This window comes from Lentzea chajnantorensis, from assembly GCF_054300775.1.
The window spans coordinates 2,415,822-2,441,264 of the sequence record NZ_JBSDZT010000002.1 but is presented as its reverse complement, the minus strand read 5'-3'; the positions used below and the strand labels follow the sequence as shown (position 1 = coordinate 2,441,264).

28 protein-coding genes are annotated in these 25,443 nt (G+C 71.2%); 10 read left to right on the top strand and 18 right to left on the bottom strand.

Going from position 1 to position 25,443, the window contains the following annotated elements:
* Positions 1-48 precede the first annotated feature (48 nt).
* The gene (locus tag ACVDFE_RS12820) at positions 49-963 is read right to left on the bottom strand and encodes a 2-hydroxyacid dehydrogenase (protein WP_458430562.1); all 915 of its coding nucleotides are present in this window, start codon (positions 961-963) and stop codon (positions 49-51) included.
* A gap of 28 nt (positions 964-991) precedes the next feature.
* On the opposite strand from ACVDFE_RS12820, the gene ACVDFE_RS12815 reads away from it, so the two are divergent.
* Positions 992-1,894: an alpha/beta fold hydrolase gene (locus ACVDFE_RS12815; protein ID WP_360391265.1), complete on the top strand. Its 903-nt coding sequence runs from the start codon at positions 992-994 to the stop codon at positions 1,892-1,894.
* Between the two features lie 9 nt (positions 1,895-1,903).
* Positions 1,904-3,067: a PQQ-dependent sugar dehydrogenase gene (locus ACVDFE_RS12810; protein ID WP_360391268.1), complete on the top strand. Its 1,164-nt coding sequence runs from the start codon at positions 1,904-1,906 to the stop codon at positions 3,065-3,067.
* Between the two features lie 323 nt (positions 3,068-3,390).
* Here the strand turns inward: ACVDFE_RS12810 and ACVDFE_RS12805 are convergent, their stop codons facing one another.
* The 6 genes from ACVDFE_RS12805 to gatC all read right to left on the bottom strand — a co-directional run bounded on the left by ACVDFE_RS12805 (position 3,391) and on the right by gatC (position 10,005).
* Positions 3,391-5,925, bottom strand: coding sequence for a CHAT domain-containing protein (locus ACVDFE_RS12805; RefSeq protein ID WP_458430561.1), 2,535 nt, complete (start codon positions 5,923-5,925; stop codon positions 3,391-3,393).
* 122 nt (positions 5,926-6,047) lie between these two features.
* The gene (locus ACVDFE_RS12800) at positions 6,048-6,299 is read right to left on the bottom strand and encodes a hypothetical protein (protein ID WP_458430560.1); all 252 of its coding nucleotides are present in this window, start codon (positions 6,297-6,299) and stop codon (positions 6,048-6,050) included.
* Between the two features lie 232 nt (positions 6,300-6,531).
* Entirely contained in the window at positions 6,532-8,034 is a 1,503-nt protein-coding gene (gatB, locus tag ACVDFE_RS12795; RefSeq protein ID WP_360391276.1) for an Asp-tRNA(Asn)/Glu-tRNA(Gln) amidotransferase subunit GatB, read from the bottom strand.
* Positions 8,031-8,228, bottom strand: a complete 198-nt coding sequence (locus tag ACVDFE_RS12790) for a hypothetical protein (protein ID WP_245733102.1) — start codon at positions 8,226-8,228, stop codon at positions 8,031-8,033. Before ACVDFE_RS12790 ends, gatB begins: the two co-directional genes overlap by 4 nt.
* On the bottom strand, positions 8,225-9,709 hold the full coding sequence (gene gatA, locus ACVDFE_RS12785; protein ID WP_360391279.1) for an Asp-tRNA(Asn)/Glu-tRNA(Gln) amidotransferase subunit GatA: 1,485 nt from the start codon (positions 9,707-9,709) through the stop codon (positions 8,225-8,227). The genes ACVDFE_RS12790 and gatA overlap by 4 nt, the downstream gene beginning before the upstream one ends.
* On the bottom strand, positions 9,706-10,005 hold the full coding sequence (gatC, locus tag ACVDFE_RS12780) for an Asp-tRNA(Asn)/Glu-tRNA(Gln) amidotransferase subunit GatC (RefSeq protein ID WP_360391282.1): 300 nt from the start codon (positions 10,003-10,005) through the stop codon (positions 9,706-9,708). Before gatC ends, gatA begins: the two co-directional genes overlap by 4 nt.
* A gap of 218 nt (positions 10,006-10,223) precedes the next feature.
* Between gatC and ACVDFE_RS12775 the strand changes: the two genes are divergently transcribed.
* Positions 10,224-10,877: an ACT domain-containing protein gene (locus ACVDFE_RS12775; protein WP_360391517.1), complete on the top strand. Its 654-nt coding sequence runs from the start codon at positions 10,224-10,226 to the stop codon at positions 10,875-10,877.
* Positions 10,878-10,881: 4 nt separating this feature from the next.
* On the opposite strand, the gene ACVDFE_RS12770 is transcribed toward ACVDFE_RS12775, so the two are convergent.
* Positions 10,882-11,571, bottom strand: coding sequence for a 3-keto-5-aminohexanoate cleavage protein (locus ACVDFE_RS12770; RefSeq protein WP_458430559.1), 690 nt, complete (start codon positions 11,569-11,571; stop codon positions 10,882-10,884).
* A gap of 142 nt (positions 11,572-11,713) precedes the next feature.
* Between ACVDFE_RS12770 and ACVDFE_RS12765 the strand changes: the two genes are divergently transcribed.
* Both ACVDFE_RS12765 and ACVDFE_RS12760 read left to right on the top strand, forming a co-directional pair.
* Complete coding sequence (locus ACVDFE_RS12765; RefSeq protein WP_360391291.1) at positions 11,714-11,938, top strand: hypothetical protein; 225 nt, start codon at positions 11,714-11,716, stop codon at positions 11,936-11,938.
* A gap of 155 nt (positions 11,939-12,093) precedes the next feature.
* Entirely contained in the window at positions 12,094-12,546 is a 453-nt protein-coding gene (locus ACVDFE_RS12760; protein WP_360391294.1) for an SWIM zinc finger family protein, read from the top strand.
* Positions 12,547-12,562: 16 nt separating this feature from the next.
* Here ACVDFE_RS12760 and ACVDFE_RS12755 read toward each other — a convergent pair whose 3' ends face one another.
* The 5 genes from ACVDFE_RS12755 to ACVDFE_RS12735 all read right to left on the bottom strand — a co-directional run bounded on the left by ACVDFE_RS12755 (position 12,563) and on the right by ACVDFE_RS12735 (position 17,011).
* The gene (locus ACVDFE_RS12755) at positions 12,563-13,090 is read right to left on the bottom strand and encodes a hypothetical protein (RefSeq protein WP_458430558.1); all 528 of its coding nucleotides are present in this window, start codon (positions 13,088-13,090) and stop codon (positions 12,563-12,565) included.
* Between the two features lie 63 nt (positions 13,091-13,153).
* Complete coding sequence (locus ACVDFE_RS12750; RefSeq protein WP_360391300.1) at positions 13,154-13,651, bottom strand: GNAT family N-acetyltransferase; 498 nt, start codon at positions 13,649-13,651, stop codon at positions 13,154-13,156.
* Positions 13,651-15,753: an NAD-dependent DNA ligase LigA gene (ligA, locus tag ACVDFE_RS12745; protein WP_458430557.1), complete on the bottom strand. Its 2,103-nt coding sequence runs from the start codon at positions 15,751-15,753 to the stop codon at positions 13,651-13,653. The genes ACVDFE_RS12750 and ligA overlap by 1 nt, the downstream gene beginning before the upstream one ends.
* Before the next feature lie 41 nt (positions 15,754-15,794).
* A complete protein-coding gene (locus ACVDFE_RS12740; protein WP_360391303.1) occupies positions 15,795-16,448 on the bottom strand; it encodes a hypothetical protein in 654 nt (217 codons plus the stop codon).
* Between the two features lie 5 nt (positions 16,449-16,453).
* Positions 16,454-17,011, bottom strand: a complete 558-nt coding sequence (locus tag ACVDFE_RS12735) for a YdeI/OmpD-associated family protein (protein ID WP_458430556.1) — start codon at positions 17,009-17,011, stop codon at positions 16,454-16,456.
* 78 nt (positions 17,012-17,089) lie between these two features.
* On the opposite strand from ACVDFE_RS12735, the gene ACVDFE_RS12730 reads away from it, so the two are divergent.
* Positions 17,090-17,569 carry a GNAT family N-acetyltransferase gene (locus ACVDFE_RS12730; protein ID WP_360391309.1) on the top strand — a complete coding sequence of 160 codons (480 nt, stop codon included), beginning with the start codon at positions 17,090-17,092 and terminating at the stop codon, positions 17,567-17,569.
* Here the strand turns inward: ACVDFE_RS12730 and ACVDFE_RS12725 are convergent.
* The 3 genes from ACVDFE_RS12725 to ACVDFE_RS12715 all read right to left on the bottom strand — a co-directional run bounded on the left by ACVDFE_RS12725 (position 17,556) and on the right by ACVDFE_RS12715 (position 21,692).
* Positions 17,556-18,689 (bottom strand): hypothetical protein, encoded by a 1,134-nt coding sequence (locus tag ACVDFE_RS12725; RefSeq protein WP_458430555.1) that lies wholly within the window; start codon positions 18,687-18,689, stop codon positions 17,556-17,558. The two genes, ACVDFE_RS12730 and ACVDFE_RS12725, sit on opposite strands and share 14 nt — an antisense overlap.
* Before the next feature lie 51 nt (positions 18,690-18,740).
* On the bottom strand, positions 18,741-20,594 hold the full coding sequence (locus ACVDFE_RS12720) for a glycoside hydrolase family 9 protein (RefSeq protein ID WP_458430554.1): 1,854 nt from the start codon (positions 20,592-20,594) through the stop codon (positions 18,741-18,743).
* Between the two features lie 90 nt (positions 20,595-20,684).
* Positions 20,685-21,692, bottom strand: a complete 1,008-nt coding sequence (locus ACVDFE_RS12715; protein ID WP_458434322.1) for a methionine synthase — start codon at positions 21,690-21,692, stop codon at positions 20,685-20,687.
* 381 nt (positions 21,693-22,073) lie between these two features.
* Here ACVDFE_RS12715 and paaI point away from each other — a divergent pair, with 381 nt between their 5' ends.
* Entirely contained in the window at positions 22,074-22,469 is a 396-nt protein-coding gene (gene paaI, locus ACVDFE_RS12710; protein WP_360391321.1) for a hydroxyphenylacetyl-CoA thioesterase PaaI, read from the top strand.
* On the opposite strand, the gene ACVDFE_RS12705 is transcribed toward paaI, so the two are convergent.
* On the bottom strand, positions 22,399-22,797 hold the full coding sequence (locus ACVDFE_RS12705; RefSeq protein ID WP_458430553.1) for a hypothetical protein: 399 nt from the start codon (positions 22,795-22,797) through the stop codon (positions 22,399-22,401). The two genes, paaI and ACVDFE_RS12705, sit on opposite strands and share 71 nt — an antisense overlap.
* A 38-nt stretch (positions 22,798-22,835) precedes the next feature.
* Entirely contained in the window at positions 22,836-23,252 is a 417-nt protein-coding gene (locus ACVDFE_RS12700) for a hypothetical protein (RefSeq protein ID WP_458430552.1), read from the bottom strand.
* Positions 23,253-23,377: 125 nt separating this feature from the next.
* Between ACVDFE_RS12700 and ACVDFE_RS12695 the strand changes: the two genes are divergently transcribed.
* From ACVDFE_RS12695 to ACVDFE_RS12685, 3 genes are all read left to right on the top strand, one after another.
* Positions 23,378-23,656, top strand: a complete 279-nt coding sequence (locus tag ACVDFE_RS12695; RefSeq protein ID WP_458430551.1) for a hypothetical protein — start codon at positions 23,378-23,380, stop codon at positions 23,654-23,656.
* Positions 23,657-24,015: 359 nt separating this feature from the next.
* Positions 24,016-24,519 carry a DUF6584 family protein gene (locus ACVDFE_RS12690; RefSeq protein WP_360391330.1) on the top strand — a complete coding sequence of 168 codons (504 nt, stop codon included), beginning with the start codon at positions 24,016-24,018 and terminating at the stop codon, positions 24,517-24,519.
* Positions 24,516-25,370 (top strand): serine/threonine dehydratase, encoded by an 855-nt coding sequence (locus ACVDFE_RS12685; protein WP_458430550.1) that lies wholly within the window; start codon positions 24,516-24,518, stop codon positions 25,368-25,370. Before ACVDFE_RS12690 ends, ACVDFE_RS12685 begins: the two co-directional genes overlap by 4 nt.
* Positions 25,371-25,443: the final 73 nt, after the last annotated feature.

Sequence of the window (25,443 nt, the reverse complement as noted above, 5' to 3'; positions counted from 1 at the left end):
GAGAGCCGAACGGCAGCCGAACTTCACCCCGATGGAGTAGCGGAAGGGCTAGTAGCTGCCCTGGACGAGGTTGCGCGGTTGCTCCCCCGCGGCGAACCGGGAGAGTTCGGCGGCGACCACGGCGTAGGCGCGCTGCATGCTCCCGGTGCAGCTCCCGGCCACGTGCGGGGTCAGCAGCAGGCCGGGTGCGGTCCACAGTGGATGATCGGCGGGCAGCGGTTCGGGATCGGTCACGTCCAGGGCCGCGCGCAGCCGCCCGGAGCTCAGCTCGGCGAGCAGCGCGCCGGTGTCCACGACCGGGCCGCGGGCGCCGTTGACCAGGATCGCGTGGTCCTTCATCGCGGCCAGGAACTTCGCGTCGACCAGGTGCCTGGTCTCCTCGGTCATCGGCGTGAAGATCACGACGGCGTCGAACTCGGGCAGCAGCCCCGGCAGCTCGTCGATGCCGTGCACGCCCTCGCGGGCCGTGCGGCCGACCATCGTGGCGGTCGCGTCGAACGGTTCCAGCCTGCGGCGCAGCTGCTCGCCCAGGTCCCCGGCGCCGACGATCAGGACCTTCTTGTCCTGCAACGTGTCCGTGGGGTGGAAGTCCCAGCGGCCCTCGGCCCTGGCCCGGTCGAAGACGAGGAGGTCCCGGTAGATCGCGAGCAGCGCGCCGATCGCCCACTCGGCCGTGCTGCCGCCGTGGGCGCCGCGGCAGGTGGAGAGCAGCACCCCGTCCGGAATCCGTCCGACGAAGTTCTCCGCTCCCGCGCTCAGCAGCTGCACCAGCTCCAGGGCCGGCAGCTGCTCGAACACCTCGCGCGGGTCGGTGCCGGCGAGGAACTTCGGCACCAGGACCCTGGCGGTCGCGGCCTCGGCGGGCAACGGCTCGCCCGGCGTGTAGCGGACCGGCCGGACACCGTCCACCCGGGACAGCGCCTGGACTCCGAAGTCATCTGGCACCAGCACAGTGAGCGTCACCCCTGCAAAGTACGTCAGAATGTCGGTCATGCGGGAGCACGACGTCCTCTCCTGGGACGGCACGAAGATCCGGGCCTGGCGACCGGGCGGCGACGGACCGCCGGTGCTGCTGTGCCCCGGCGTCGGCTCGGGGCCGGAGTCGTGGCCGTCGCTGGCCGGTCGCGGTGGTCTCACCAGCTGGTACATGCGCGGCACGATGGGCTCTGACCGCCCGGTCGACGAGCGCAACATCGGGCTGGACGACCACGTGTCGGACGCGCTCGCGGTGCTGGACGACGCGGGTGTCGAGCGGTGCGTGGTCATGGGCTGGTCGATGGGCGTGACGATCGCCGCCGAGCTCGCGCTGCGCCACCCCGAGCGGGTCGCGGGCCTGCTGCTCGTGGCGGGTGCGCCGGGTGACTCGTTCGACGCGATGCTGCCGATGGTGCCGAAGTCCGTGCGCAGGCTGGTCGGTCTCACCGGCACGCGGCTGCTGCGGCAGGCGGGACCGGTGCTGGACGAGGTGCTGCACCGGGTGCCGGTGACGGACCTGACGACGTCCCTGCTGCGGTACACCGGCGTGGTCAAGCCGAGCAGCGACCCGAAGGCCGTGACGCACGCCGTCGGCCGGTTCCTGCAGCACGACTGGCGCTGGTACTTCACGCTGGCGCTCGCGCTGGGCGCGGCACCGCGGCAGGACCTCGGCTCGATCGTGTGCCCGGTCACACTGCTGGCGGGCAGGGACGACGTGCTGGCGACCACGGAGAGCATGGCGGCACCGGCCGGTGCGCTGCCGCAGGCGCGGCTGAGGGTGCTGCCGTGCAGCCACTACCTGCCGCTGGAGGCGCCCGAGGTCGTGAGCGAGGAGCTGGACCTGCTGCTGGAACGGGTCGAGGCGGTCGACTTCGCCACTTCCGAGGTGTTCACCCCAGGCTCACGGTCGCGCACCTAGCCTGGTCCCGTGGTTCGTTCCGTTGCGTTGTTGGCCGCCGCCTGCCTGCTGGCAGGGGGCTGTGCGAGCTTTCCCGACGAGCCGCCGCCCACGAGCTGGAGCGCGCAACCGCAGCTGACGCCGCAGGCGGGCCCGCGACCGGAGCTGCCGGGCGAGTTCCGGCCCGCACCCGGTCAGAACGGCCAGAACCCGACGCCGCAGAGCGTGCCGCCGCCGCAGGGCTGCAAGGACTTCAACCCCGGCGTGATCGCCACCTGCCTGAACACGGTCACCGGCGTGGCGCCGATCGGCGGCGACTCCAACGGTGGCGTGGCGGCCTACGCGACCGAACGCGGCGGCCGGCTGCTGAAGGTCACGAAGGACGCCGACCCCGTCCTCGTCGCACAGGTCGACGTGGACGCCTCCTCCGACGGCGGCCTGTCCGGGCTCGCGATCTCGGCGACGTTCGCCGAGGACCAGCTCGCCTACGTGTACGTGACGACCGCCACGGACAACCGGGTGCTGCGGATCGCACCGGGCGACGCGCCCAAACCGATCCTGACCGGCATCCCGAAGGGCCCGACCGGCAACCGCGGTGCCATCGCGAGCGACCGCACCGGCTCGCTGCTGGTCGCGACCGGCGACGCGGGCAACCCGGCACTGGCCGCCGACCCGAACTCGCTGGCCGGCAAGGTCCTGCGCATCGACGGTTCCGGCAAGGCCGCCCAGGGCAACCCGGCGGCGGGCTCCGCGGTGATCGCGTCCGGTCTGCGGCTGCCCGGCGGCCTGTGCGTCTCCGGTGACACCTCGAAGATCTGGGTGACCGACTGGGCCGCGACCGGCGACGTGGTCTACCGCGTCACGGCGGGCAAGCCGCTGGGCGACCCGGCGTGGCGGTGGACCGACCGGCCCGGCGTCCTGGGCTGCGCGTCGCTGTCGGACGTGCTGTGGGTGTCGACGTCGAAGGTGGCGGGCTTCCAGAACCTGCCGATGAACGCCGCCGGCGCCATCACCGGGAAGCCGGAGCCGGCCATGCAGGAGAACGGCTACGGCCTGCTCGGCCCGATGGAGCTGCTGAACGACTCCGCGGCACTGGTCGGCACGGTCAACAAGGCCGGTGGCCAGCCGGTGTCGTCCGACGACCGGGTTGCGTTGATCACGCGCCAGGGCCCACCCGGCGGCACGAAGGACTGAGCGCCGCCCCCTGGTTTTCCAGGTCACGCGGTTGAGGTGGAAGCCGTTCTCCCGCGTCCCGGCGCATGTGCCCGTCGTGACACAACGGCCCGCGCATCGGCGAGAGCCGACAGGCGGGCCGTTGGCACGGACCCCGGCTCCCAGCCTCACCCCCTGGGGGGCTGCGACGACCGGGTCCGTTCCCCTCGGTCGAGGGGGTAAGGGTGGCACAGAACCCGCCGGAGCTGCGAGAAAAGTTCACCAACCACAGCCGCCAACCGGGTACAAGTCACAGCTGACCAGCGCGTTCGACAGCACGTGACCGGGACAACCACCCGATCGGCCTAGCCGGACCCCAGGCAGAGGAACGGCCGGCGGAACGGGTCCTTCGCCATCGCCTCCGCCAGCGCCACGGCCGGTGCCGCCCCGGCGAGCAGCGCCCGGTGGTAGTCCGCCATCGCCGCCGCGCTCGCCTCGTCCCCGACCTTGCTGGCCGCCGCGACCACGGTCCGGGTGCCGCCCGCGAGCATCGCCCCGGCGAACCCGAGTGCCTCGTCACCGGGCCTGATCCGGTTCAACGCGAGCGAGCACGCCGACAGCACCACCTGCGTCGGCGGCCTGCGCAGCCGCCCCAGCTCGTGCGCGAACAACGGCCCGTCGAACAGCTCCAGCCGGGAGAACAACGCGTTCTCGTTCTCGTGCTCCCCGTGCGCCGCGACGTGCACCAGGTCCGCGCCGTCGAGGTGCGCGAGCACCTCCCCCGCGGTCGCCCGGTCCCCCGCGAGCACGGTCGCCTTCTCGTGCTGTGCCCCCAGCCGGTCCAGCTCACCGTCCGCGAACTGCAACCCCGGACCCCGCACCAGCAGCACCCGGTCGGACCTCGGCTCGACGGCCTGCGTGGCGGCGAGCCAGGCCGTGGCCGACGGTGCCGTGGTGACCGGTCTGCCGTGCAGGCTCGGCAGCACACCCCACGGCACCGCGTAGAGCGACCCGGTCGGCACCATGACCAGCTCGCGCTCACCGATGAGGTGGGCCAGCGGCTTGATCAGCAACGTGTCCAGCGCATCCGCCTGCTTGCGCGCCGACGCCCCGATGACCTGCACCAACGGTGGCGGCAGGTGGTCAGGCGCCAGCGCGTTGAGGTCGAAGTGCAGCTTCTGCGCCCCTTCCAGGGCGGGTTCGGCGACCCCCAGGCGCACCATCCGCACCCGGCCGCCCACGAGCACAACGGCGACCATCTCACCGTTGGACACCACGAAGCTGACCATCGCCCGCTCACCCAGCTCGGCGAACACCTCGCCGACCGTCGCCATCGGACGCGTGCGCCCCCAGCGCTGCGCGTGCCACCCGAGCCGGTTCGCCTCCCGCTGCGCCTTCGCGATCTCCGCCCGCAGCCTGGTGGTCGGCCGCCCGTCGAGACCGGCGCGCATCAGCTCCCGGCCCAGCCCCCGCACCTCGGCGATGCGGTCGGCCAGCTCGGGGTTCTCGACGAGCTCCAGCGGTTCGTAGCGGTAAGTCTGCGCACGGGTGCGTTCGATCCACAGGAACACCTGGCGGGCGTTGTTGCTCTCCAGGGCGAGCCGGATCGCCAGCTCCCGCAGCTCACGGCCGTGGACCGCGGTGGCGGACACCAGCTCCAGCCCGCCCAGCTGGTCACGGACCAGGCCGAGCTCGTCGAGCCCCTTGCGCGCGTGCAGCAACGCGGTCCGGCGGTCGCCCTTGGCCAGCGCCAGTTCGGCGAGCACGAGCCGGCGCTGCATCCGGTGGTCGATCGGTGTGACGGCCCTCGGCCTGGGCAGTTGCCGCAGCAGCACCTCGCCCTCGGCGAGCCTTCCCCTGCGGACCTCCAGCCGCACGGCGAGCACCTTCGCGAGCCACGCCTCGTCGAGCAGGTGGTTGGCCTCCAGCTGCGACGACAGCGACAACGCCTTCTGCACCAACGCGTTCGTCACGCGCTTGACCTGCATGGCGTGTGCCCACAGCTCGATCAGCGCGGCCATCATCGACCAGGTGCTGCCGCGCTTCTCCAGCTTGCGCATGGACGCCTTGGCCATCCGGCGGGCGAGGTCGAACTGGTCGTCCAGCAACGCGGCCGACGCCCGGTACATCTCGACCTCGGCGATGTCCTGGCTGACCTTTCCCTGGCGCAGCACCGGCAACGCCTCGTCGAGCATCCGGCCGACGTCGTCGGACATCCCGACCATCAGCATCGCTTCCGCGTGCAGGAGCTGGACAGCGGCGAGCACCGAGGGCTGTTCGGCCGCGCGGAAGATCCGTTCGGCTTCCTCGTAGCGCCGCAGCGCCTCGATCAGGTCGCCGCTCTGCTTGTAGGTGTTGGCCAATGCCACCACCGTGTAGGGGTAGATCGTGTCCAGGTTGTGCTCACGGCTGAGGACGGCGACCCGTTCGAGGTCAGCGACGGCGAGTTCACGCCGGCGGATGGCGGCGTTCGCCAGCGCCCGGCTGGTCAGACTGGTCGCGAGCCAGTGCATCCACTCCGCGGTCATCCGCTCGGGTGAGGTCCGCAGGGCGTTCTCGGCGAAGCCGATGAACGGCTCGTACCACTGGACCGCCTGCTCCGGCTGTCCCAGGCGCATGATCAGGATGCCCTGGTTGTAGTCCGCGTTCCCCTTGAGGAGGGTGCGCAGCCACGGGTCGGCCACCAGTTCGATCTCGCGGCGGGCCTGGTCGAACAGCTCGACGGCGGTGTCGAGGCCGCTCGTCTCGCCGAGGCACCGGCCGAGGTTGTAGAGGATGCGGGCGCGCAGGTCCGTCCGCTCCGGACTGTCCTGGGCGCGATCGGCGTGCGCGAGTGCACGCTTGAGGTGTCGGCTGGCGGGCAGGAACCGGAACTTCGCCTGCTCCGCCCATCCCCGCATGTACAACTCGCGCGCTGTGTCCAAGGCACGAGCGGGCATGTGATCATCACACCACATTCGCCCGAATGGCGCTGTCCTCCAACCAGGCGCAGAGCCCGGTTGAAGGACAGCGCGGAGCGTGACTAGCTCGCCACTTCTTCCTTCGGAGCGTTGTCCGGGTGGTTCGGGCAGTTCGCCTCGTGCTCCACCGGACCCTCGGTCACCAGCTTGTGGCCACCCATGATGGGCCATCCCGGAGGCGGCGGGCCGCAGCACTGCGGCACCATCGGCGGGTCTTCCACCTTCGTGGGGTTCTTGTGCTCGTCCGAACCGTCGAGCAAGTCCTTGACCTTGTCGACGATGTCGCCCAAGAACCCTTCACGCTGCGTCGTCATGAGGTTTCCCCCCTCGTTTGGACTATTACGCTCCATCCCCCCAGATGGATGCACGGAGAGAGTGGCACACACGGCTACGGGTATACGTCTCATTTAGCTAACAGCCACTCGGACGGCCTAAGATCACAAAGGGTCACCTGCACGAACAGGTGACCCTTTGTGATCTGTCCATCTATTGCGTATCTACCGAGCGCTGCCGCCCTCGTGCCGTGCTGAACGCAGCGTCACAACCTCAGCTGCACCGGGCGATGATGATCTCGCGCACGCGTGCCGCGTCGGCCTGGCCCTTGGTGGCCTTCATGACCGCGCCGACGATCGCACCGGCGGCCTGGACCTTGCCGTCGCGGATCTTCTGCGCCACGTCCGGCTGAGCCGCGAGGGCCTCGTCGACGGCCTTCTCCAGCGCCGAGTCGTCCGAGACGACCTTGAGGCCGCGCTTCTCGACGACCTCGTCCGGGGAGCCTTCGCCCTCCAGCACGCCGTTGACGGCCTCGCGGGCGAGCTTGTTGGTCAGCGCGCCCGTGTTGACCAGCTCGATCACGCGCGCCACGTCGGCGGGCGTGATGGGCAGGCCGGACAGCTCGACGCCGCGGGTGTTGGCCTGCTGCGCGAGGTAGGACACCCACCAGGAGCGGGCCTCGTCCGGCTTGGCGCCGGCGACGACGGTGGCCTCGATGAGGTCCAGCGCACCGGCGTTGACCAGGTCGCGGAGGACCTCGTCAGTGAGGTTCCAGTCCTTCTGGATGCGCGCGCGGCGCTCCCAGGGCAGCTCCGGCAGGGTGCCGCGGAGCTCCTCGACCCACTCGCGCGACGGCGCGATCGGGACCAGGTCGGGCTCCGGGAAGTAGCGGTAGTCCTCCGCCGTCTCCTTCTTGCGGCCCGGCGAGGTGCTGCCGGAGGACTCGTCGAAGTGACGGGTCTCCTGGGTCACCTCACCGCCGGACGCGAGCACCGCGGCCTGGCGCGTCATCTCGAAGCGGACGGCGCGCTCGACGCTGCGCAGCGAGTTGACGTTCTTGGTCTCGGTGCGGGTGCCCAGCGCGCCGGTGGTCTTCGGCGACAGGGACACGTTCGCGTCGCAGCGCAGCGAGCCCTGGTCCATGCGGACGTCGGACACGTCGAGCGCCTTGAGCAGGTCGCGCAGCGCGGTGACGTACGCGCGGGCCACCTCGGGGGCGCGGCGGCCGGTGCCCGGGATCATCTTCGTGACGATCTCGATCAGCGGCACGCCGGCGCGGTTGTAGTCGAGCAGCGAGTGCTCGGCGCCGTGGATGCGACCGGTGGCGCCGCCGACGTGCAGCGACTTGCCGGTGTCCTCCTCCATGTGCGCGCGCTCGATCTCGACGCGGATGACCTCGCCGTCGTCGAGCGTCACGTCGAGCCAGCCGTTGAAGGCGATCGGCTCGTCGTACTGCGACGTCTGGAAGTTCTTCGGCATGTCCGGGTAGAAGTAGTTCTTCCGGGCGAACCGGCACCACTCGGCGATCTCGCAGTTCAGCGCGAGGCCGATGCGCATCGCCGACTCGATCGCCTTGGCGTTCACCACCGGCAGCGCGCCCGGCAGACCGAGGCACGTCGGGCAGGTGTTGGTGTTCGGCTCGCCGCCGAAGACGTTGGCGCAGCCGCAGAACATCTTCGTGTTGGTGTGCAGCTCGACGTGCACTTCCAGGCCCAGGACGGGGTCGTACTTCTCGACGACCTCGTCGTAGTCCATCAGCTCAACGAGAGAGGTCATGCCAGCTCGTCCTTCCGCAGAGCGCGTGCCGCGAGCGCCGCACCGGTGACCGCCACGACGATGCTGGCGACCGCGTTGGCCAGCATCAGCTTGTCGTTCTTCGCGCGGGCGTTGCGGAAGCCGGAGAACGCTCCCACCGCACCCGCGACGGCACCGGCGAGACCCAGCAGGCCCCTTGCCTTCTTGATGTTCACAGCGACGGCCCTCCAAACGCGCCGCGCGCCAGCTCGTACGCGGCGGCCACGCGGTACATGCGGTGGTCCTGCAACGCCGGCGCCATGAGCTGCAGACCGACCGGCAGACCGTCCTCATCGGACAGACCGCTCGGCACGCTCATCGCCGGCGTGCCCGCGAGGTTCGCGGGGATGGTGCAGAGGTCGGCCTTGTACATGGCCATCGGGTCGTCCGCGCGCTCACCGATCTTGAACGCCGTGGTCGGCGTGGTCGGGGAGATCAGGACGTCGAAGTTCTCGAACGCCTTCGCGAAGTCCTGCGTGATCAGCGTGCGGACCTTCTGCGCCGAGCCGTAGTAGGCGTCGTAGTAGCCCGACGACAGCGCGTAGGTGCCGATCATGATGCGGCGCTTGACCTCGGGGCCGAAGCCGGCCTCGCGGGTCAGCGACATGACCTCCTCGGTGCTGCGCGTGCCGTCGTCGCCGACGCGCAGGCCGTAGCGCATGGCGTCGAACCGGGCGAGGTTCGACGAGCACTCGCTCGGCGCGATGAGGTAGTAGGCGGGCAGCGCGTAGTCGAAGCTCGGGCACGACACGTCCGAGACCTCCGCGCCGAGCTCCTTGAGCTGCGACACGGCGGCCTCGAAGCTGCGCAGCACGCCCTGCTGGTAGCCCTCGCCGCTGAACTGCGTGACGACGCCGATGCGCAGGCCCGACAGGTCACCGGACAGGCCCTCGCGGGCCGCGGCGACCACCGGCGGCACCGGCGCGTTGATGGACGTGGAGTCCATGTGGTCGTAGCCGGCGATGACCTCGTGCAGCAGCGCGGCGTCGAGCACCGTGCGCGCACACGGACCGGCCTGGTCCAGCGACGACGAGAACGCGACGAGGCCGTAGCGGGACACGCCGCCGTAGGTCGGCTTCACGCCCACGGTGCCGGTGACCGCGCCGGGCTGGCGGATCGAGCCACCGGTGTCGGTGCCGATCGCGAGCGGCGCCTGGAACGCGGCGAGCGACGCCGAGGAGCCACCGCCGGAACCACCGGGGATGCGGTCGAGGTCCCACGGGTTGTGCGTGGGGCCGTACGCCGAGTTCTCGGTCGACGAACCCATGGCGAACTCGTCCATGTTCGTCTTGCCGAGGATGACGACGCCAGCTTCCTTGAGCTTGCGCGTCACCGTCGCGTCGTACGGCGGCAGCCAGCCTTCGAGGATCTTCGAGCCGACCGTGGTCGGAATCCCCTCGGTGGTCATGACGTCCTTGAGCGCGAGCGGCACACCGGCGAGCGGCGAGACGGTCTTGCCCGCCTTGACGTCCTCGTCGACCTTGCGGGCCTGCGCGAGCGCGCCCTCGGTGTCGACGTGCAGGAAGGCGTTGACCTTCCCGTCGGTCTCGGCGATGCGGTCCAGGTGGGCCTGCGTGACCTCGACCGAGGAGACCTCGCCGCTGTGGATCTTCGCGGCGAGCTCGGCCGCGGTGGCGTGGATCAGGTCGTTGGTCATGCTTCCTCACCCAGGATGCGGGGCACGCGGAACCGGCCGTCCTCGGCGTCAGGAGCGCCAGAAAGCGCCTGCTGCTGACCGAGGCTCGGACGGACCACGTCCTCGCGGAAGACGTTGGTCAGCGGAACGGCGTGCGACGTCGGCGGGATGTCGGCCGTGGCGATGTCGCCCACCGTGGCCACCGACTGGAGGATCACGTCGAGCTGGCCTGCGAAGAGGTCGAGCTCTTCGTCGGTGACGGCCAGCCTGGCGAGCTTCGCCAGGTGCGCGACCTCGTCGCGGGAGATGCTGGGCACTCCTGTCAACCCCCGTAGGGTCGGGATTCGAATCGGGAACCCCGTGAGTCTATGGGCTGGTCAGCAGCGTCTTCGAACGGGTTGCCGAGCGACCGCTCAACTTAACCGTTCCGCAACGCGGACAGCAGGTCATGCGTTGAGGATGCGTCTGCGAGAATCACCGACCGGCAACGGCGCGGGACGCGGGGTCCCGCGCACGAGCTATGGAGGCGTTCACCTTGTCGTTCCTGATCCGGGTCCAGCTCCCGGACCGTCCCGGCACCCTCGGCGCGGTCGCAACGGCACTGGGGGAGATCGGGGCGGACATACTCAGCGTGGACGTCGTGGAGCGCGGCTCCGGTCTCGCGATCGACGACCTCGTGGTGGAGCTGCCGTCGGGGCGCCTGCCGGACACGCTGATCACCGCGGCCGAGTCCGTCGAGGGCGTCGAGGTCGACGCCGTGCGGCCGTACGCGGGCATCCTCGACACCCACCGCGAGCTGGAGCTCGTGGAAGAGATCGCCGAGGAGCCGCACAAGGGCCTCGAGGTCTTCACCGAGGGCGTCCCGAAGATCATCCGCGCCGGCTGGGCCGTCGTGGTCGGCCCGGAGGGCACCGGCATCAACCGGCTGACGTCGTCGTCGGCGGCGCCGGAGACCCGGATGGCGAACGTGCCGTGGTTCCCGCTGGAGCGCGCGACCGTGCTCGACGGCGAGGAGGAGTGGGTGCCGGAGACCTGGCGCGAGCTGGGCACGGAGCTGGCCGCCACGCCGCTGGGCAAGCCGGACCGGGTGCTGGTCGTCGGCCGTCCCGGTGGTCCCATGTTCCGCGCGGCCGAGGTGGCGCGCCTCGCGCACCTGGCCGGCATCGTCGCGGTCGTGCTGCCGGACTGAGCCGCTACTGCGGCGCCTTGGTCCGCAGCGTCCTCCTGGCCAGGGCGACCAGCTCGACGTTGTTCCTGGCCGGGCGCCCGTCGGGCAGCGCGAGCGTGTCCGCGAGACCCATGCGGGTGCTGTGCTCCAGCCTGCCCGCGCGGTCGAGCACCGGCCACGCCTCGTCGTCCACGCCGTGCAGCAGGATCGGCCGCTGGAGCGGTTCGAGCAGGGCCAGCAGCTCCCCCGCGTTCGCACGGGTCGCGGTGACGCGCAGCCGGGCGACCCGGTCGACGGTCGTGAGCAGCCGCGCGGCGCCCACGCCGTCGACGACCAGCTCGACGGCGACGTTGACGTTGTGCAACGCCTCCACGACCTCCTGCCAGCCCGGCCGGCCGACCCGCACCGAGGCGATGTCCGGCCGCCCGGTCGCGAGCGGCGCCCAGCTGCCGATCACCGCGGCCCGCGGCCCGTCCACGTCGGTCGACACCCCGATCTCGATGCCGGGCACCGCCGCCCTGACCGTGGCGATGGTGGTGGCCACCTCGGGCCCGACGAGCGTGAGCGCGCCGATGACGTCCCTCGGGTGGATGTGCACGGACGTGACACCGAGCGCGGCGACGTCGGCGGCGTCCTCGGCCAGGCGCTCGGGGGTCAACGGCAGGGCCGGGTGCTCCTGCGCGGTGCGGGAGCCGTTCAGACAGGCTTGCAGCACAGGTCAACGGTCCCACACAACGCCGGTCACCGCGTTGCGCCGATGGGTGCCGTCCCGGGGTGGTGCTCGCCCGGCGGAAACGCCGGAGGCGCCCCAGAATCTGCCGTGGTCGAACCCTTTCCGCAGACGGAGGTGACGGATCATGGCAATCACGGTCAACCTCGACATGCTCCTCGACAAGGCCTGCGAGAACCTGCCGCTGTCCGAGATCCTCGACGCGCCCGTCGACGCGTTGCAGGGCGTGAGCGCGGGGGACGCGGAGAAGCTGAAGGCCGCCTTCAACATCAAGACCGTGCGAGACCTGGGCACGAACAAGTACTTCCGCGCCGCCGTCACGTTGCTCGACCTGGAGACGACGGCCCGGTAGGGCTGCGGGTGGTGGGCGTCCTGGCCGCCTCGGCGAGCGTGCGGGCGGTCGCCTCGGCGGCCGTGCGCTCGCTCACCGGCCGCTCTCGGCGGGGTGGGGTGGACTGATCGCGATCATGTTGATCCTCGCTGCGGTCACCCGGTTGGATGACCCCCGTGTCGACGACCCTCACCACCGAGCTGCTGTTGCACCGCGCGGGCACCAAGTCGTACTGGCGTGGTCTGACCTACCGCGATGCCGTGCGCGCGTTGCGGGTGCACAGCAGGCACGTGACGGCGCTCGTGCGGGGCAGCGAGGACGCGCTGTACTCGGTGGAGCTGTCGTGGGCGCAGACGCACCTGGCGGGCACGTGCACCTGCCCGCACGGGTCCGAGGGGTTCTTCTGCAAGCACTGCGTGGCCGTGGGGCTGGTGTTGCTGGAGCGCGGGGAGACCGTGCCGCCGCCGGACGCGGAGGACGTGGAGCTGCGCGACCGGCTGAGATCGCTGTCGCCGGACGCGTTGCGGGAGCTGTTGTACGAGCAGGCGGCCGCGGACCTGGCGTTGCGGTCGCGGATCATGAAGGCGAAGAAGGACGTGGAGCGGGCGCCGGGTCAGCCGGTGGCGTAGCGCTTGCCGGGCACGTCTACCCCGTGCAGGTCACCGCCTGGGGTTCGGGCAGCAGGCCGCAGGCCTCGGAGTGCTCGACCGCCACGCCGGCGAGCACCCAGTCGCCGTTCTCGCGCCGCACGGTCAGGTGGTGGAGCAGGCCGTAGCCGGTGGCCGGCACGGTGCCAGGGCGGTCGAAGTGCAGCTCGCCGGCCTCCCGCACGTGCGCCACCACCAGGTCGCGGTGCTGCACGTCGAAGCGGGTCACCTCGGTCCGCACCACCGCGGACCGGTAGCGGGTGCGCCGGTGCGACCACGAGGTGCGCGCGGCCGCCAGTTCCTCCTCGTGCGTGCGCAGCTCGGCGGCCAGCGCCGGGGTGAGCGGGACGCCGAAGCCGGGTGTCTGCGGGCCGGTCGTCACCTTCCGGGCGCGGTTCTCCAGGTAGCGCTGGGCCAGCGCGGCGATCCCGTCCCGGTCGTGGCCGGGCAGCTCCAGCGGGGTGGCCGAGGCGGCGGTGGCCAGGGCCGTCAGCGCGGCCAGTGCGAGCAGCGGTGCGGCTCTCATCGTTCGCGAACCCCCATTCGCGGTCGGCACCGGTGGACGCGTGCCCGGGGCACCGGGTTGCGCTCACAACGGCAGGACGTAGGCGAGGAGCTTCAGGCCCGGCAACGGGGACCAGTCGCGGTCCGGCAGCCGGGTGAACCCGAGCCGCTCGTACAGGCGGTGCGCCGCCCGCATCTTCTCCGACGACGACAGCACCACCCGCTCGGCGCCCAGGGTGCGGGCGCGGTCCAGCACCGCCCGCACCAGGGCCTCGCCCACACCGCGGCCGCGCGCCGCGGCGGCCACGGACAGCATGCGGAACTCGGTCTCGCCCGGTTCGGAGATCTCCGCGAACGGGCTGCCGGGCAGCACCACGGTGACCGAGCCCAGCACCTCGCCGCCGGAGGGGTCCACCGCGACCAGCAGCTCGGCGTCGCGGGACCGGGCCGCCGCGTCGGCGAGGTGCGCGACGTAGTCGTCGCCCTCGTCGACGAAGCCGTCGGCCTGGTAGGCCTCGACGGTGAGCGCGCCCACGACGGGCAGGTCGGCCGCGGTGGCCGGGCGGATGAGCAGCTGGGTCATCAAGCCTCCTCTTCGGGGTTGACGGCGACCTCCCGCGCGGCGTCGGGTCCGGAGTCGAGCAGCACCCGGAAACCGGACTCGTCGAGCACCGGCACCTTCAGGGAGACGGCCTTGTCGTACTTGGATCCTGGCGAGTCGCCGACCACGACGAAAGAGGTCTTCTTCGACACCGACCCGGCCGCCTTGCCGCCGCGGGCGAGGATCGCCTCCTTCGCCGAGTCGCGGGAGAACTCCGCCAGCGACCCGGTGACCACGATGGACAGCCCCTCCAGGTTGCGGGCGATGGACTCGTCGCGCTCGTCCTCCATCCGCACGCCCGCGGCCGCCCAGCGGCGCACGACCTCCTGGCGCCACCCGGTCTCCCGCCACTCCACGACGGCGGCGGCGATGGTCGGGCCCACGCCCTCGGCGCCGGCCAGCACCTCCTCGTCCGCGGCGACGATCGCGGCCATCGACCCGAACTCCTGTGCCAGCGCGCGGGCCGCGGTCGGGCCGACGTGGCGGATCGACAGCGCGACCAGCACCCTCCACAGCGGACGCGACTTCGCCGCCTCCAGGTTGTCGAGCAGCTTCACCGCGTTCGCGGACAGCTCGCCCTTGACCGTGACGAACCGCTCGACCTGCCGCAGCGACTCGGCGTCGAGGTCGAACAGGTCGGCCTCGTTGGTGTAGGCGGTCGACTCGGTGATCGCCGCGGCGGCCTCGTACCCGAGCACCTCGACGTCGAGCGCCGCGCGGGAGGCGAGGTGGGCGAGCCGTTCGCGCAGCTGGCCGGGGCACGTCCGGGCGTTGGGACAGCGGATGTCGACGTCGCCCTCCTTCATCGGGCGCAGCTCGGCGTTGCACTCGGGGCAGCGGGCCGGCATCACGAACTCGCGCGCGTCGGCGGGGCGCGCGGCCAGCACCGGGCCAAGCACCTCCGGGATCACGTCGCCGGCCTTGCGGATGACGATCCGGTCGCCGATCAGCACGCCCTTGCGCTTGACCTCCGACGCGTTGTGCAGCGTGGCGCGCGCGACCGTCGAGCCGGCCACCTTCACCGGTTCCATCACCGCGAACGGCGTGACGCGGCCGGTGCGCCCGACCTGGACCTGGATGTCCAGCAGCGTCGTCGTGGCCTCCTCCGGCGGGTACTTGTACGCGATCGCCCACCGCGGGGCCCGTGACGTGGTGCCCAGGCGGCGTTGCAGCGCGACCTCGTCGACCTTCACCACCACGCCGTCGATCTCGTGGACCGCGTCGTGCCGGTGCTCGCCCCAGTGCTCGACGTGCTCGGCCACCTGCGCCGGGTCGGTCAGGACCCTGGTGTGCGGGGAGACCGGCAGGCCCCACGCCCCCAGCGCCTCGTAGGCGAGCGACTGCCGGTCGGCCGAGAAGCCCTCGGTCTTGCCGATGCCGTGGCAGATCATCCGCAGCCGGCGCGACGCGGTGACCTTGGGGTCCTTCTGCCGCAACGACCCCGCCGCGGTGTTGCGCGGGTTCGCGAACGGCGGCTTGCCCTGCTCGACCAGCGCGGCGTTGAGCGCCAGGAAGTCCTCGACCGCGAAGAACACCTCGCCGCGGACCTCCACCAGGTCCGGCACCGGGTACTCGCCCGTGCCCCGCAGGGTCTGCGGCACGTCCGCGATGGTGCGGACGTTCAGCGTGACGTCCTCACCGGTGCGGCCGTCGCCCCTCGTCAGCGCGCGGGTGAGCTTGCCCTTCTCGTAGAGCAGGTTGATCGCGAGGCCGTCGATCTTCAGCTCGCACAGGAAGTGCGTGCCCGCGCCCGTCTCCCGCTCGACGCGCTTGAACCACTCGGCCAGCTCGTCCTGCGCGAACACGTTGTCCAGGCTGAGCATCCGCTCCAGGTGGTCGACCGCGCGGAACTCCGTGGAGAACGTGCCGCCGACCCGCTGCGTGGGCGAGTCAGGAGTGGCCAGACCGGGGTGCTCGGCTTCGAGCGCCTCCAGCTCCTTCAGCAGCGCGTCGAACTCACCGTCGGTGACGATCGGGTCGTCCAGCACGTAGTAGCGGAACTGGTGCGAGCGCACCTCTTCCGCGAGCACGGCGTGCCGTTCGCGGATCTCGGCCGGAACGTCTTCAAGGCTCTCGCTGGTCACGTCCGCAAGCTTAGTGACCAGGTCCGACAATTCCGGAGGGCTCAGCCGCCGGACGCACCGGCGAGTGTCCGGACGAGTGAACGCAGCTCCAGCAGGCTGATCGTGCCCTCCGGTTCCAGCTGGGCCGTCTCGACGCGGCGCAGCCGCTCCCCCGCCAGCCGCTCGCCGAGAGTGACGTCCAGCGGCAGGAACGTCATCGTCTGCCGCTGGTGGTCGGAGAGGTCCTTCAGCGCCGGGTGGTACACGGCGACGTCGACGACCTCGCCGTCGACCTGCGCCACGATCCGGAAGTCGCCGAGCCGCATCCGCACCTCACCGAGGTTGACCACGACCTCGGTCGGGTCGGGCACCGGCGGCACCGAGTCGTGGAACTCCCACACCATGTCCGAGGGCGGCGCGGCGGCGATCCACGCGTCGGTGTACGGGCGCAGCCGCGGGTCCTCCTGGCCGGTGACCACCAGCGCGTACATCGCCAGGTGGCCCTGTTCGAGGCTGAACACGAGGTCCGGGTGCAGTCCCTCGACCAGCGCGCGCAGGTCGTCCTCGACGCGGTGCGGTTCGCCGTCGCCCAGCGCCGCGCTCACCACCGGCACCAGCTCGAACCACTGCTCCCAGAACCGCTGGGCGGCCTCCCCGGCGTTCGGCAGGTGGGCTGGCGCGACCTCTTCGGCCTTGCGACGGCGGAACCACTTCATGATTCTCAAGCGTAGAGCTTGCGCCCCTCGGCCAGCATGCCGACGAACTGCGCGATGCGGCGCTGCCGGGTCTCCTGCCGCTTGGCGTCGTGCACGCGCAGCAGGATCGCGTACCGGTTCTGGCTGTTGAGGGTCTCGAAGAACGCGGCGGCCTCCGGGTTGGCGTCGAGCGCCGCCCTGAGGTCGGCCGGCACCTCGATCGTCGCGGGTCCCGCGTAGGCGGCCTCCCAGCGGCCGTCCGCCTTGGCCTTCTCGACCTCGGCCAGCCCGGCCGGCAGCATCCGCCCTGCTGCGACGAGCTCCTCGACCTTGCCGCAGTTGCGCTTGGACCACTTGCTGCGCGGCTTGCGCGGTGTCCAGCGCTGCGAGTAGTACGTGTCGTCGACCGACCGCACCAGCCCGTCGATCCACCCGTGGCACAGCGCGACGTCCAGCGCCTCGTCGTAGGTGATCGTCCGCAGCCTGGACCCCTTCTTGGCGTACTTGATCCACAGCTCGGTCTCGGTGGCGCCGTTGTCGTGCAGCCACCGGTCGAACTCGTCCGGACCTTCGAAGATGATCAACGCACCCTCCCCTCAGCACTCCCCGCGTCCCCGAATTATGAGTGGCGTCGCGCGCGTTGTCCGGACAAAGTGCGCGTCATGCTGATCCGCCGGGAAACGCCCGCAGACATCGACGCCATCCGCGACGTCACGAACCTCGCGTTCAAGAACGGCCCCGAGGCACCGCTGATCGACTGGTTGCGCGCCGACCCCGGCTGGATACCGGAGCTGTCGCTGGTCGCGGACGGCGTGCTCGGTCACGTCGTGTGCACCCGCGGGTACGTCGGCGACACGCCCGCGCTCGGGCTGGGGCCGATCGCGGTGCACCCGGACCACCAGCGTTCCGGCATCGGGAAGGCGTTGGTGCACGCGGTGCTCGGGGCTGCGGAGGCCCGCGGTGAGAAGGCCGTGATCTTGCTCGGCGATCCGCGCTACTACTCGCGGTTCGGCTTCCGGCCGGCCGCGGAGTTCGGCATCACGCCGCCGGTCGCCGAGTGGGCGCCGCACTTCCAGGCCCGGTTGTTCGCGCCGGTGGAGCCGGGTCCGTTCCGGTACGCGGAGCCGTTCAACCGACTTTGAGCACGGTCCCGTCGGCCTTGCGCGCGTAGACCGCACCGTCGGGCAGCGCGGCCACGGTGTCGATGAAACGGCCGTCGCCCAACGGTTCCCACGTGGGTCCGAGGCGGTGCACGCGGCCGTCGAGCAGCGTGTGGGCGGCGATCGTCCCGTCCGGACGGAGCACGACCTCGGGGCTGCCGGTGAGCCCGCCGGCGATCTCCCGCCACACGCCGGCCGTGTGCGCCATCAACGCGCTGCCGGACCGCACGTACACCGTGACGGACCCGTCCGGGTGCACGACCGCCGACGGCTTGCCCGCCGCGAACCCGGCCGCGCTCAACGGAATCGATCCCGCCTGGCCCCCCTCCGGGGGGCCCGAAGCCCCCACTCCCATCGTCGCAGGGAGGTCTGACAGTTTCGCGACGCTGCCGTCGGCCAGGACCGCGAACACCGCCACCGAACCGTCGGGGAGCAGCACGGCTTCGGGGTCGCCCGCCACGCCGGACGCGAGCGGGCGCCAGGTGCCGTTCAGCACCATGACCTCGCCGCGGACCGTGCGCGCGTAGACCAGCTTCCCGGCCACCGAAGGGCGCCCGACGAAGTCCGCGGTCGTGCTCAGCTGCTGCGGCCCCGCCCAGACGTCGCCGTCGTCGACCACGTACACGACGTCGGTCACCTCGGGCCCGCCCTGCCACGCCTGCCGCAGCATCGAGGTGGCCCGGTCCACCGCCAGGTCGTAGCGCTCCGGGCAGCACGACCGCTGCACCGCGTCGGCCAGCAACCCCGGCGTGAGGTCCGGCCGGTCCAGCCGCACGGCGGCCTCGAAGAACCGCGTCGCCGCGTAGGTGACGTCCATGATCTGCTCGGGCGTGCCCCAGCCCATCGAGGGGCGCTGCTGGAACACGCCCAGTGAGTCGGCGTCACCGCAGTCGAGGTTGTGCATGTGCGACTCGACCCAGCCGGCCTCGAAGCCCGCGAGCATCACCTTGTCGCTGACCCGCAGCGCGAGACCGGCCGCGTGCACCTCGCGGACGACCTCCGGGTCGTGCACCGCGGGCACCCTGCACTCGGTGTTCAACGGCAGTGCGTGAGCGGGAACGCCCACGAGGAGCAGCACGACGACCAGCGCGAGCCTGAGCACAGTCCGAATTGGACACCCAGGCCCGCGCCGCCGCCACTCAGCCGTGCCCGATCACCCGTGCGCGATCAGCGAGAAGCCCAGCACGCCCGTCGCCGTGAAGTCGATGGCCGGCTCGGAGCTCGGCCACGACCGCAGGTCATCGGCGAACACGGACTTCGCGGAGTCGAACTCCCGGGTGTACGGCTTGGTGCAGTCCACGGAGCCCGGCGGCATCTCGCCGAGGTCGCCGAACAGGGAGGCGTCGTTCGGTCCGTTGATCACGGCGCCGACCAGCACCTTCGCGCCGCCGTTCGGTGAGCCGGAGAGGTTGGCCGCCTGGTGGTGCGGGCACTCGGGGAACTTCGCGCCGACACCGACGATCAGCGAGGTGCCCCAGGCGTTGGTGCCGAGCGCGAACCCGCGCTGCTGCGTGCCGAACGTCTGGTACCTCGTGTCACCGGTCAGCTTCCGGTAGAGCGCGGCCGTGGTGATGAAGCCGAACGTGCGCGAGCCGACGTCCCAGGTCTCGACGTTCGCGGCGGTGCGGAACGGTGAGTTCTTGGCCGCGTCGGCGCCCTGCTGCAGCTGGCGCCGCAGGTCCCCCACGACCTGGGCCTCGGTCACCTCGGCACCGTGGACGCCCGCCTTCAGCAGCTTCGCGAGGTCGGCGTGGGCGAGCGCGGAGATGTTGTAGACGTTCAACGTGTCCGGGTCGTTCGTCGCGAGGAACTCCTTGGCCCAGTGCGTGGCGGCCTTCGCGAACTGCTGGTACCGCTTGTCGTTCAACGCCTTCGCGGCCAGCGCGAGCTGGGTGGCGCCGAACTCCAGGTCGTCGGTCCACGACGGTTCCGGGTAGTAGGCGTGCGGGAACGCCGTGACGAGCTGCCCGACGTCCTCGGTCTTGGCGAGCGAGAACAGCCGCGCGGCCTTGTCCAGGTGCGCGCGGGCCAGGCGCGGGTTCTTGCGGGCCTCGACCTGTGCGGCCAGCGCGAACGAGCCGGCCACCCGGCCGACCAGGTTGGGGCTGATCTTCTCGCCGGCGGCGTTCGCGCGGAAGACGGGGCGGTACTTGATGAAGTACTCGCTGTCGCCGGGCTTCACGTCGAGCCTGTCGTCGGCCTCGGGGAGCCGCCACACGTCGTGGTCGCCGACGAAGCCGAACTCCGCGGAGCCGGTCCCGATGCCCACCTGGGCGTAGAGGGTGCCGGTCTGCTCGTCCCAGGCCTTGTCGAGCCACCTGAGCCCGAACTCGGCCTCTTCGTACAGCGCGTCGTCGTGCTTGTTGCGCAACGCGAGCAGCATCGACGCCGTGGAGTACGACGAGGCGTGGGTGAACTTCACGAAGTCGCCCGCGTCGAACCAGCCGCCTTCGAGGTCGACCTTGGTACCGGTGGGCTGCAACGGCGCCGCGATCTGGTCACCGCCCTCGCCCGCGAACACCGGCTCCTCGTAGACGAGCGCCTCGCGGTCGGTGAGGTGCGCGGGCTTGCGGTTCAGCCGGCCGGGGACGACGTCGGCACCGTCGCGCTGGGCCTGGAAGAACTCGACGGTGTTGCGGGCGACCGGCGCGAACAGCCGGTTCAGCGAGTCGACCCGGAACGCCGCGGAGGTCGCCGAGCCGATCTTGACCCGGTACGTCCCCGCTTTTCGCACGCCGGAGAGGTCGATCGGGTGCACGGCCGGGAACTTCGCGCTCCACGCCCCGGTCGAGGCACCCGTCCGCCCGGTCAGCACGGTCCGGCCGCGGCTGTCGACCACGGAGAACCGCGCGTTCGCGGCACCACCGAGCACGTAGGCGTGTTTCGCCTCGGCGGTGCCGAACCCGACCTGGTCGAGCCTGATGTGGGAGGCGGGGGCCGCCTCGGCAGGTGCCACGACCACACCGGTGAGCACTGCGGCGACGAGCGCCGCACGTCTGATGCGCATGTTCGGAACTCCCGATCCAGGCCCGGCGGTGGCCTACGGTTAAGAAAGTTTCCTAATAGTTCGCAGCAGACTAGCTCCACAAACCGGACATCACCAGCCCTCAGGTGGCTCCACGAACGCCGAGGAGAGGTCCCGCGTCAGGGCGAGCGAGCGCTTGACCCACCCGGACGTGGCACCGGCCAGGCCGCACGTCGGCGTCGGCAGCGCCTTCTCCGCGAGGACCGACCGCGGGAAGCCCAGCCGGTCGGCCAGCGTGAACGCCCGCTGCCCGACGTCCTTCAACGTCACCGGCGTGCCGGGGTCGGTGCTCGGCACCAGCCCGAGCGCGAGCGTCGTGCCCGCCTCCCAGGTCTCGCCGATCTCGTCGAGCGCCGCGGCACCCTTGACCAGGGTCAGGTCGAACGCGATGGCCGCCGCGCCCGCCTCCCGCAGCAGCGTCAGCGGCGGCTGCGGCGCACAGCAGTGGACGAGCACCTCGTGGCCGTCGAGCGCCTCGATGACGGTGGCGAGCACCGCGCGCGCGTCCGGTCCGGGCACCGCGGGCACCGTCCCGAGCTTCGACGGGGTCGGCAGCAGCCCCTCCAGCACGGCGGGCAGGCCGGGTTCGTCGAGCTGCACCACGACCTTCGCACCGGTGCGCCTGGCGACCTCGGCCGCGTGCCGGCGCAGGCCTTCCGCTAGCGACTCGGCGAACTCCTTCACGGCGCCGCGGTCCGTGAGCACCCGATGCCCGCGCATCAGCTCGATGTTCGACATCAGCGTCCACGGCCCCGCCGCCTGCACCTTGACCGTGTCCGGGCTCGCACCAGCGCGTTCCAGCGCCTCGTCGAACGCGTCCAGGTCACCGCGCAGCAGGTCGACGGCACGGCGGTGGTCACGGCCGGGCCGCGGCGTCACCCGGTAGCCGGACGTGATCACCTCGATCGCGAGGTCGACGAGCAGGCCGGCGGTGCGGCCGATCATGTCCGCGCCCACTCCCCGCGCAGGCAGCTCCGGCACGTGCGGCAGTTCCGGCAGCTCGCCGACGACCACCCGCGCCGCCTCGTCGATGTCGGTTCCGGGCAGCGATCCGATTCCAGTTGCTCCGCGCACCGGCAGATTGTTCCACTGTCCTGCGGACAGAAGAGGTCTAGACCCATTGACGCCATGGTCTAGGCCACTTACCGTGATTGAGCAGGTGCCGAGCGTGCGAGCACCTCCCCGCACGTGGTGTGGGAGCGCGACGCGCCCCGCGTTCCCGCACCACTCCCCACCCGGCGACGGCGAGGGCCGGCGCGGAGTTCACCGCGCCGGCCCTCGTTCGTCCTGTCCGAGCCTCCTAACAGCTGCTGCAGCACCCGCAGCCCGGACCCGTGCACCCGCCGCAGCAAGAGCATCCACCCATGATGACCACCTCCGTTTTGAGCGATCAAGCATTCGGACAGTAAGGCCGGGTCGACGCGGGGTGACACCACCGCCAGGGTGATTACGCTGCCACGAATGAATGGTCCTGCTGAGATGCTGGCCGCGGACAAGGCCTCCACCGCCCTGGGCATCACGCCGGTCGAGCTGCGCGACGGGTACGCGGTGCTGCGGATGACGGTGACCGAGCTGATGCTGAACGGGCACGGCATCGCGCACGGCGGTTACGTCTTCCTGCTGGCCGACTCGGCGTTCGCGTGCGCCTGCAACAGGGCCGGGTCCGTCACCGTCGCCGCCACGGCCGAGATCGACTTCATCCGGCCGGTGCACGCGGGCGACGAGCTCGTGGCGGAGGCGGTGGAACGGACCCGGTTCGGCCGCAGCGGGATCTACGACATCACGGTCAGGCGAGGGTCCGAGGTCGTGGCTGAGTTCCGGGGCCGGTCCCGGACGTTGCGCGCCGCAGACCGATGAGCTGCAGCACCGCGAACCCGAGCACCGCGAGGCCCTGGGCGAGCACCAGCGCGACGCCGAGACCGGTCAGCGGGAACCACTCCAGCTCCGCGGTGAGAATGCTGTCGAGCGCCCACACCGCGTTTCCGATGATGACCAGCAGCACGATCCGGCGGTCCGGGACGGCGCGCGTTCCGAGGAAGAACACGCCCGCGCCGTAAACGACGCAGAAAGCACCGAGCCCGATCTGCCAGCCCACCGGCATTCCCACCTCCGGGCGGATCAGGAGGGTCAGCAGGCCCAGGCCGCACGAAGCGACACCGTCGAGTTTCAAGGCGAATTTCAACATGGCCCGACCGTGGCCCGGTGATCACTGCCAGGACCACGTCAAGCGCTGCCGACTCCTGCCACCAGGTCCGCCGCGACCAGCCGGGCGGCCGCGTTCTGCCAGTTGTGGAGGGTGCGCTCGGGCACCTGTGTCACGAACCACTGCAGCGCGCGGCGGTCCTCGGCGTCGAGGTCCTCGCGCTTGGTGCGGACCGAGTACGGCCGGATTCCCTTGACGTAGTAGAAGTACAGGGCGTTGTAATAACGCCATTCGTCGCTCGTGCCGAAATCGCCGTCCGCGGGCTTGAGCCGTTGGATGCTCGTCAGCAACATGGATTTCAGCTGTGCCGCGCGGTCGAGCGGTGGTGCTTCCCCGGTCAGCGCGATCAACGGGCTCGCGACGAGCTTTCCGAGGTCGCCGTAATGGCTGAGCGCCCTGCGGGTCAGCCGCGCGAACTCGGCCTCGTCCTCGGTCACCAGCGGGCGTTGCCTGGGCAGCGCCTCGGCCGCGTCGCGGAAGCTCGGCGCGTTCGGCGGCGACGGCGGGCACGGCGAGGCGGTCGACGGCGGCGGCGAGCGGGTTCGCCAGCACCTGGACCGCGATGGCGGCGGCGACCGTCGTGCAGGCGAGGAGCTGCGGGCCGTCGAAGAGCAGCACCTGCGAACCGAACAGGACGGCGGTGAAACCGGAGATCATCAGCGAGCGCAGCATGTCGGCGCGGATCGCCTGCCCTTCCTCGACCGCGTCCGTGACGGCGACGAGCACGCCGAACAGCAGCACGTCGAGTCCGATCGCCGGCAACGCGACCGCGGTGGGTACCCAGTCGAGCAGGAACGCCGCCGCTGAGAGCGCGAACATCACCCCAACGAGTGAAAAATAGGCACGCTTCCCCGCCGCCAGCGCAGTCGCCGCGGCCAGCGGGAGCAGCACGACCCACGGCAGCCACAGCGCCGCGGCGAAGACCGGCACCACCGCGAAGATCCACCAGCGGACGAGCTCCGGCCGTGCCAGCACCAGGATCGCCCCAGTCCACGCGAGTGCGGGCACGCCCAACAGCACAGGATGAGGCATGACGACGAGTGCTGCACATCCGACGAGGCCGGCGCCGGACCACCACAGCACGGGCTTGGCGGGATCGCGGGCGAGCAGGTAGAGGCCGAGCCACCACGCGAGGCCGGACACCACAAGCGACAGGACGAACACGGGTCAAAGCTAGCCGCGCCTGCGAAACTACTCGGCATGCCGGTAGAGCTGACGCTCAACAAAGCGGCCGAGGAGCTGCGGCGCGGCGACCTCGCGAACGTGCTCCGCGCACGTCAACGCCTCGCGGGACTCGTCGGCACCTACCCCCACCGGCTCGACCTGCGCGACCGCCTCGCCGAGGCGTACCGCGTGCTCGGCCAGCCCGCGCAGGCCGGTCGCTGGACGTACCTCTCCGACGACCGCGACCCCGAGGAAACCCTGGCGTTCGAACGCGCCTACCGCCGCGCGCAGGTCCGCCTCGTCGCGCTGAACTGGGCCGGCCGTGTGGAAGAGGCCCCGACCGAGGCCGCTCGCACCCGCCTCGCGTCGCTGTACCTGGAGGCGCGCGTCGAGCTGCAGCACGAGCTCGACGCAACCCCGCGGGAGGAGACGTCCTGGGGCGCCTGCCTGCTCGTGATGGCCGGTGGGACGTTCGTCATCGTGTGTTTCCTGCTGGGAATCGTGACTCTGGCGCAGTTCTTGTGGAAGCTGGTCACATGAGAACGCTTTCTGACCACGTGCGCCGCACCCCGGTCCTGCGCACCGCTGTGGACGGTCGCCCGGTGGTGTTCAAGCTGGAGCACCTCCAGCTCACCGGTTCGTTCAAGGTCCGCGGCGCGGTCAACAAGCTCCTCACCCTGTCCGGCGTGGACGAGGTCGTCACCGCCTCCGGCGGCAACCACGGCATCGCCGTCGCCCAGGCCGCGCACCTGCTCGGCATGCACGCCACCGTCTTCGTGCCGATGACCGCCCCCGAGGCGAAGACCCGCCGCATCGAGGCGTTGGGCGCCAAGCTGATCCGCCACGGCACCACCTACGCCGAGGCCGCAACCGCAGCCCGCGACCTCGGCCCGCTCTACGTCGAGGCCTACAACGACCCGGTCGTCATCGAGGGACAGTCCACGGTGACCCGCGAGATCGTCGAGGACGTGCCCGAGGTGGACACGATCGCGATCGCCTCGGGCGGCGGCGGCCTGATCGCCGGCGCCGCACTGGCCTCTGGCGGTCGCTTGATCGTGAACGTCGAGCCGTCCGGCTGCTGCGCCGTGCACCGCGGCCTCGAAGCCGGTGAGCCCGTGGACGGTCCGGTGGACTCCGTTGCGGCGTCGGCACTCGGGGCGACGCAGGTGGGCACGGTGCCGCTGGAGGTGTTGCAGCGCCACAACGTCACGTCGGTGCTCGTGTCCGACGCGGAGCTGCTGGCTGCGCGGGATCGGCTGTGGGAGGAGTTCCGGTTGGCGGTGGAGCCGGCTGGGGCGGTGGCGTTCGCGGGGTTCCTCAAGGGGGAGGTTCCCGGGGAGCTTCCCTGTGTGCTCCTGTGTGGAGCGAACTCGGAGTGGCTGCCGGGGTGAGGGCGGCCTGGTCGCGGGCGGGCTGAGCGCAGGTGGGCTGGGCGTGGGTTGGCCGAGCGCGCGGCTGGGCTGA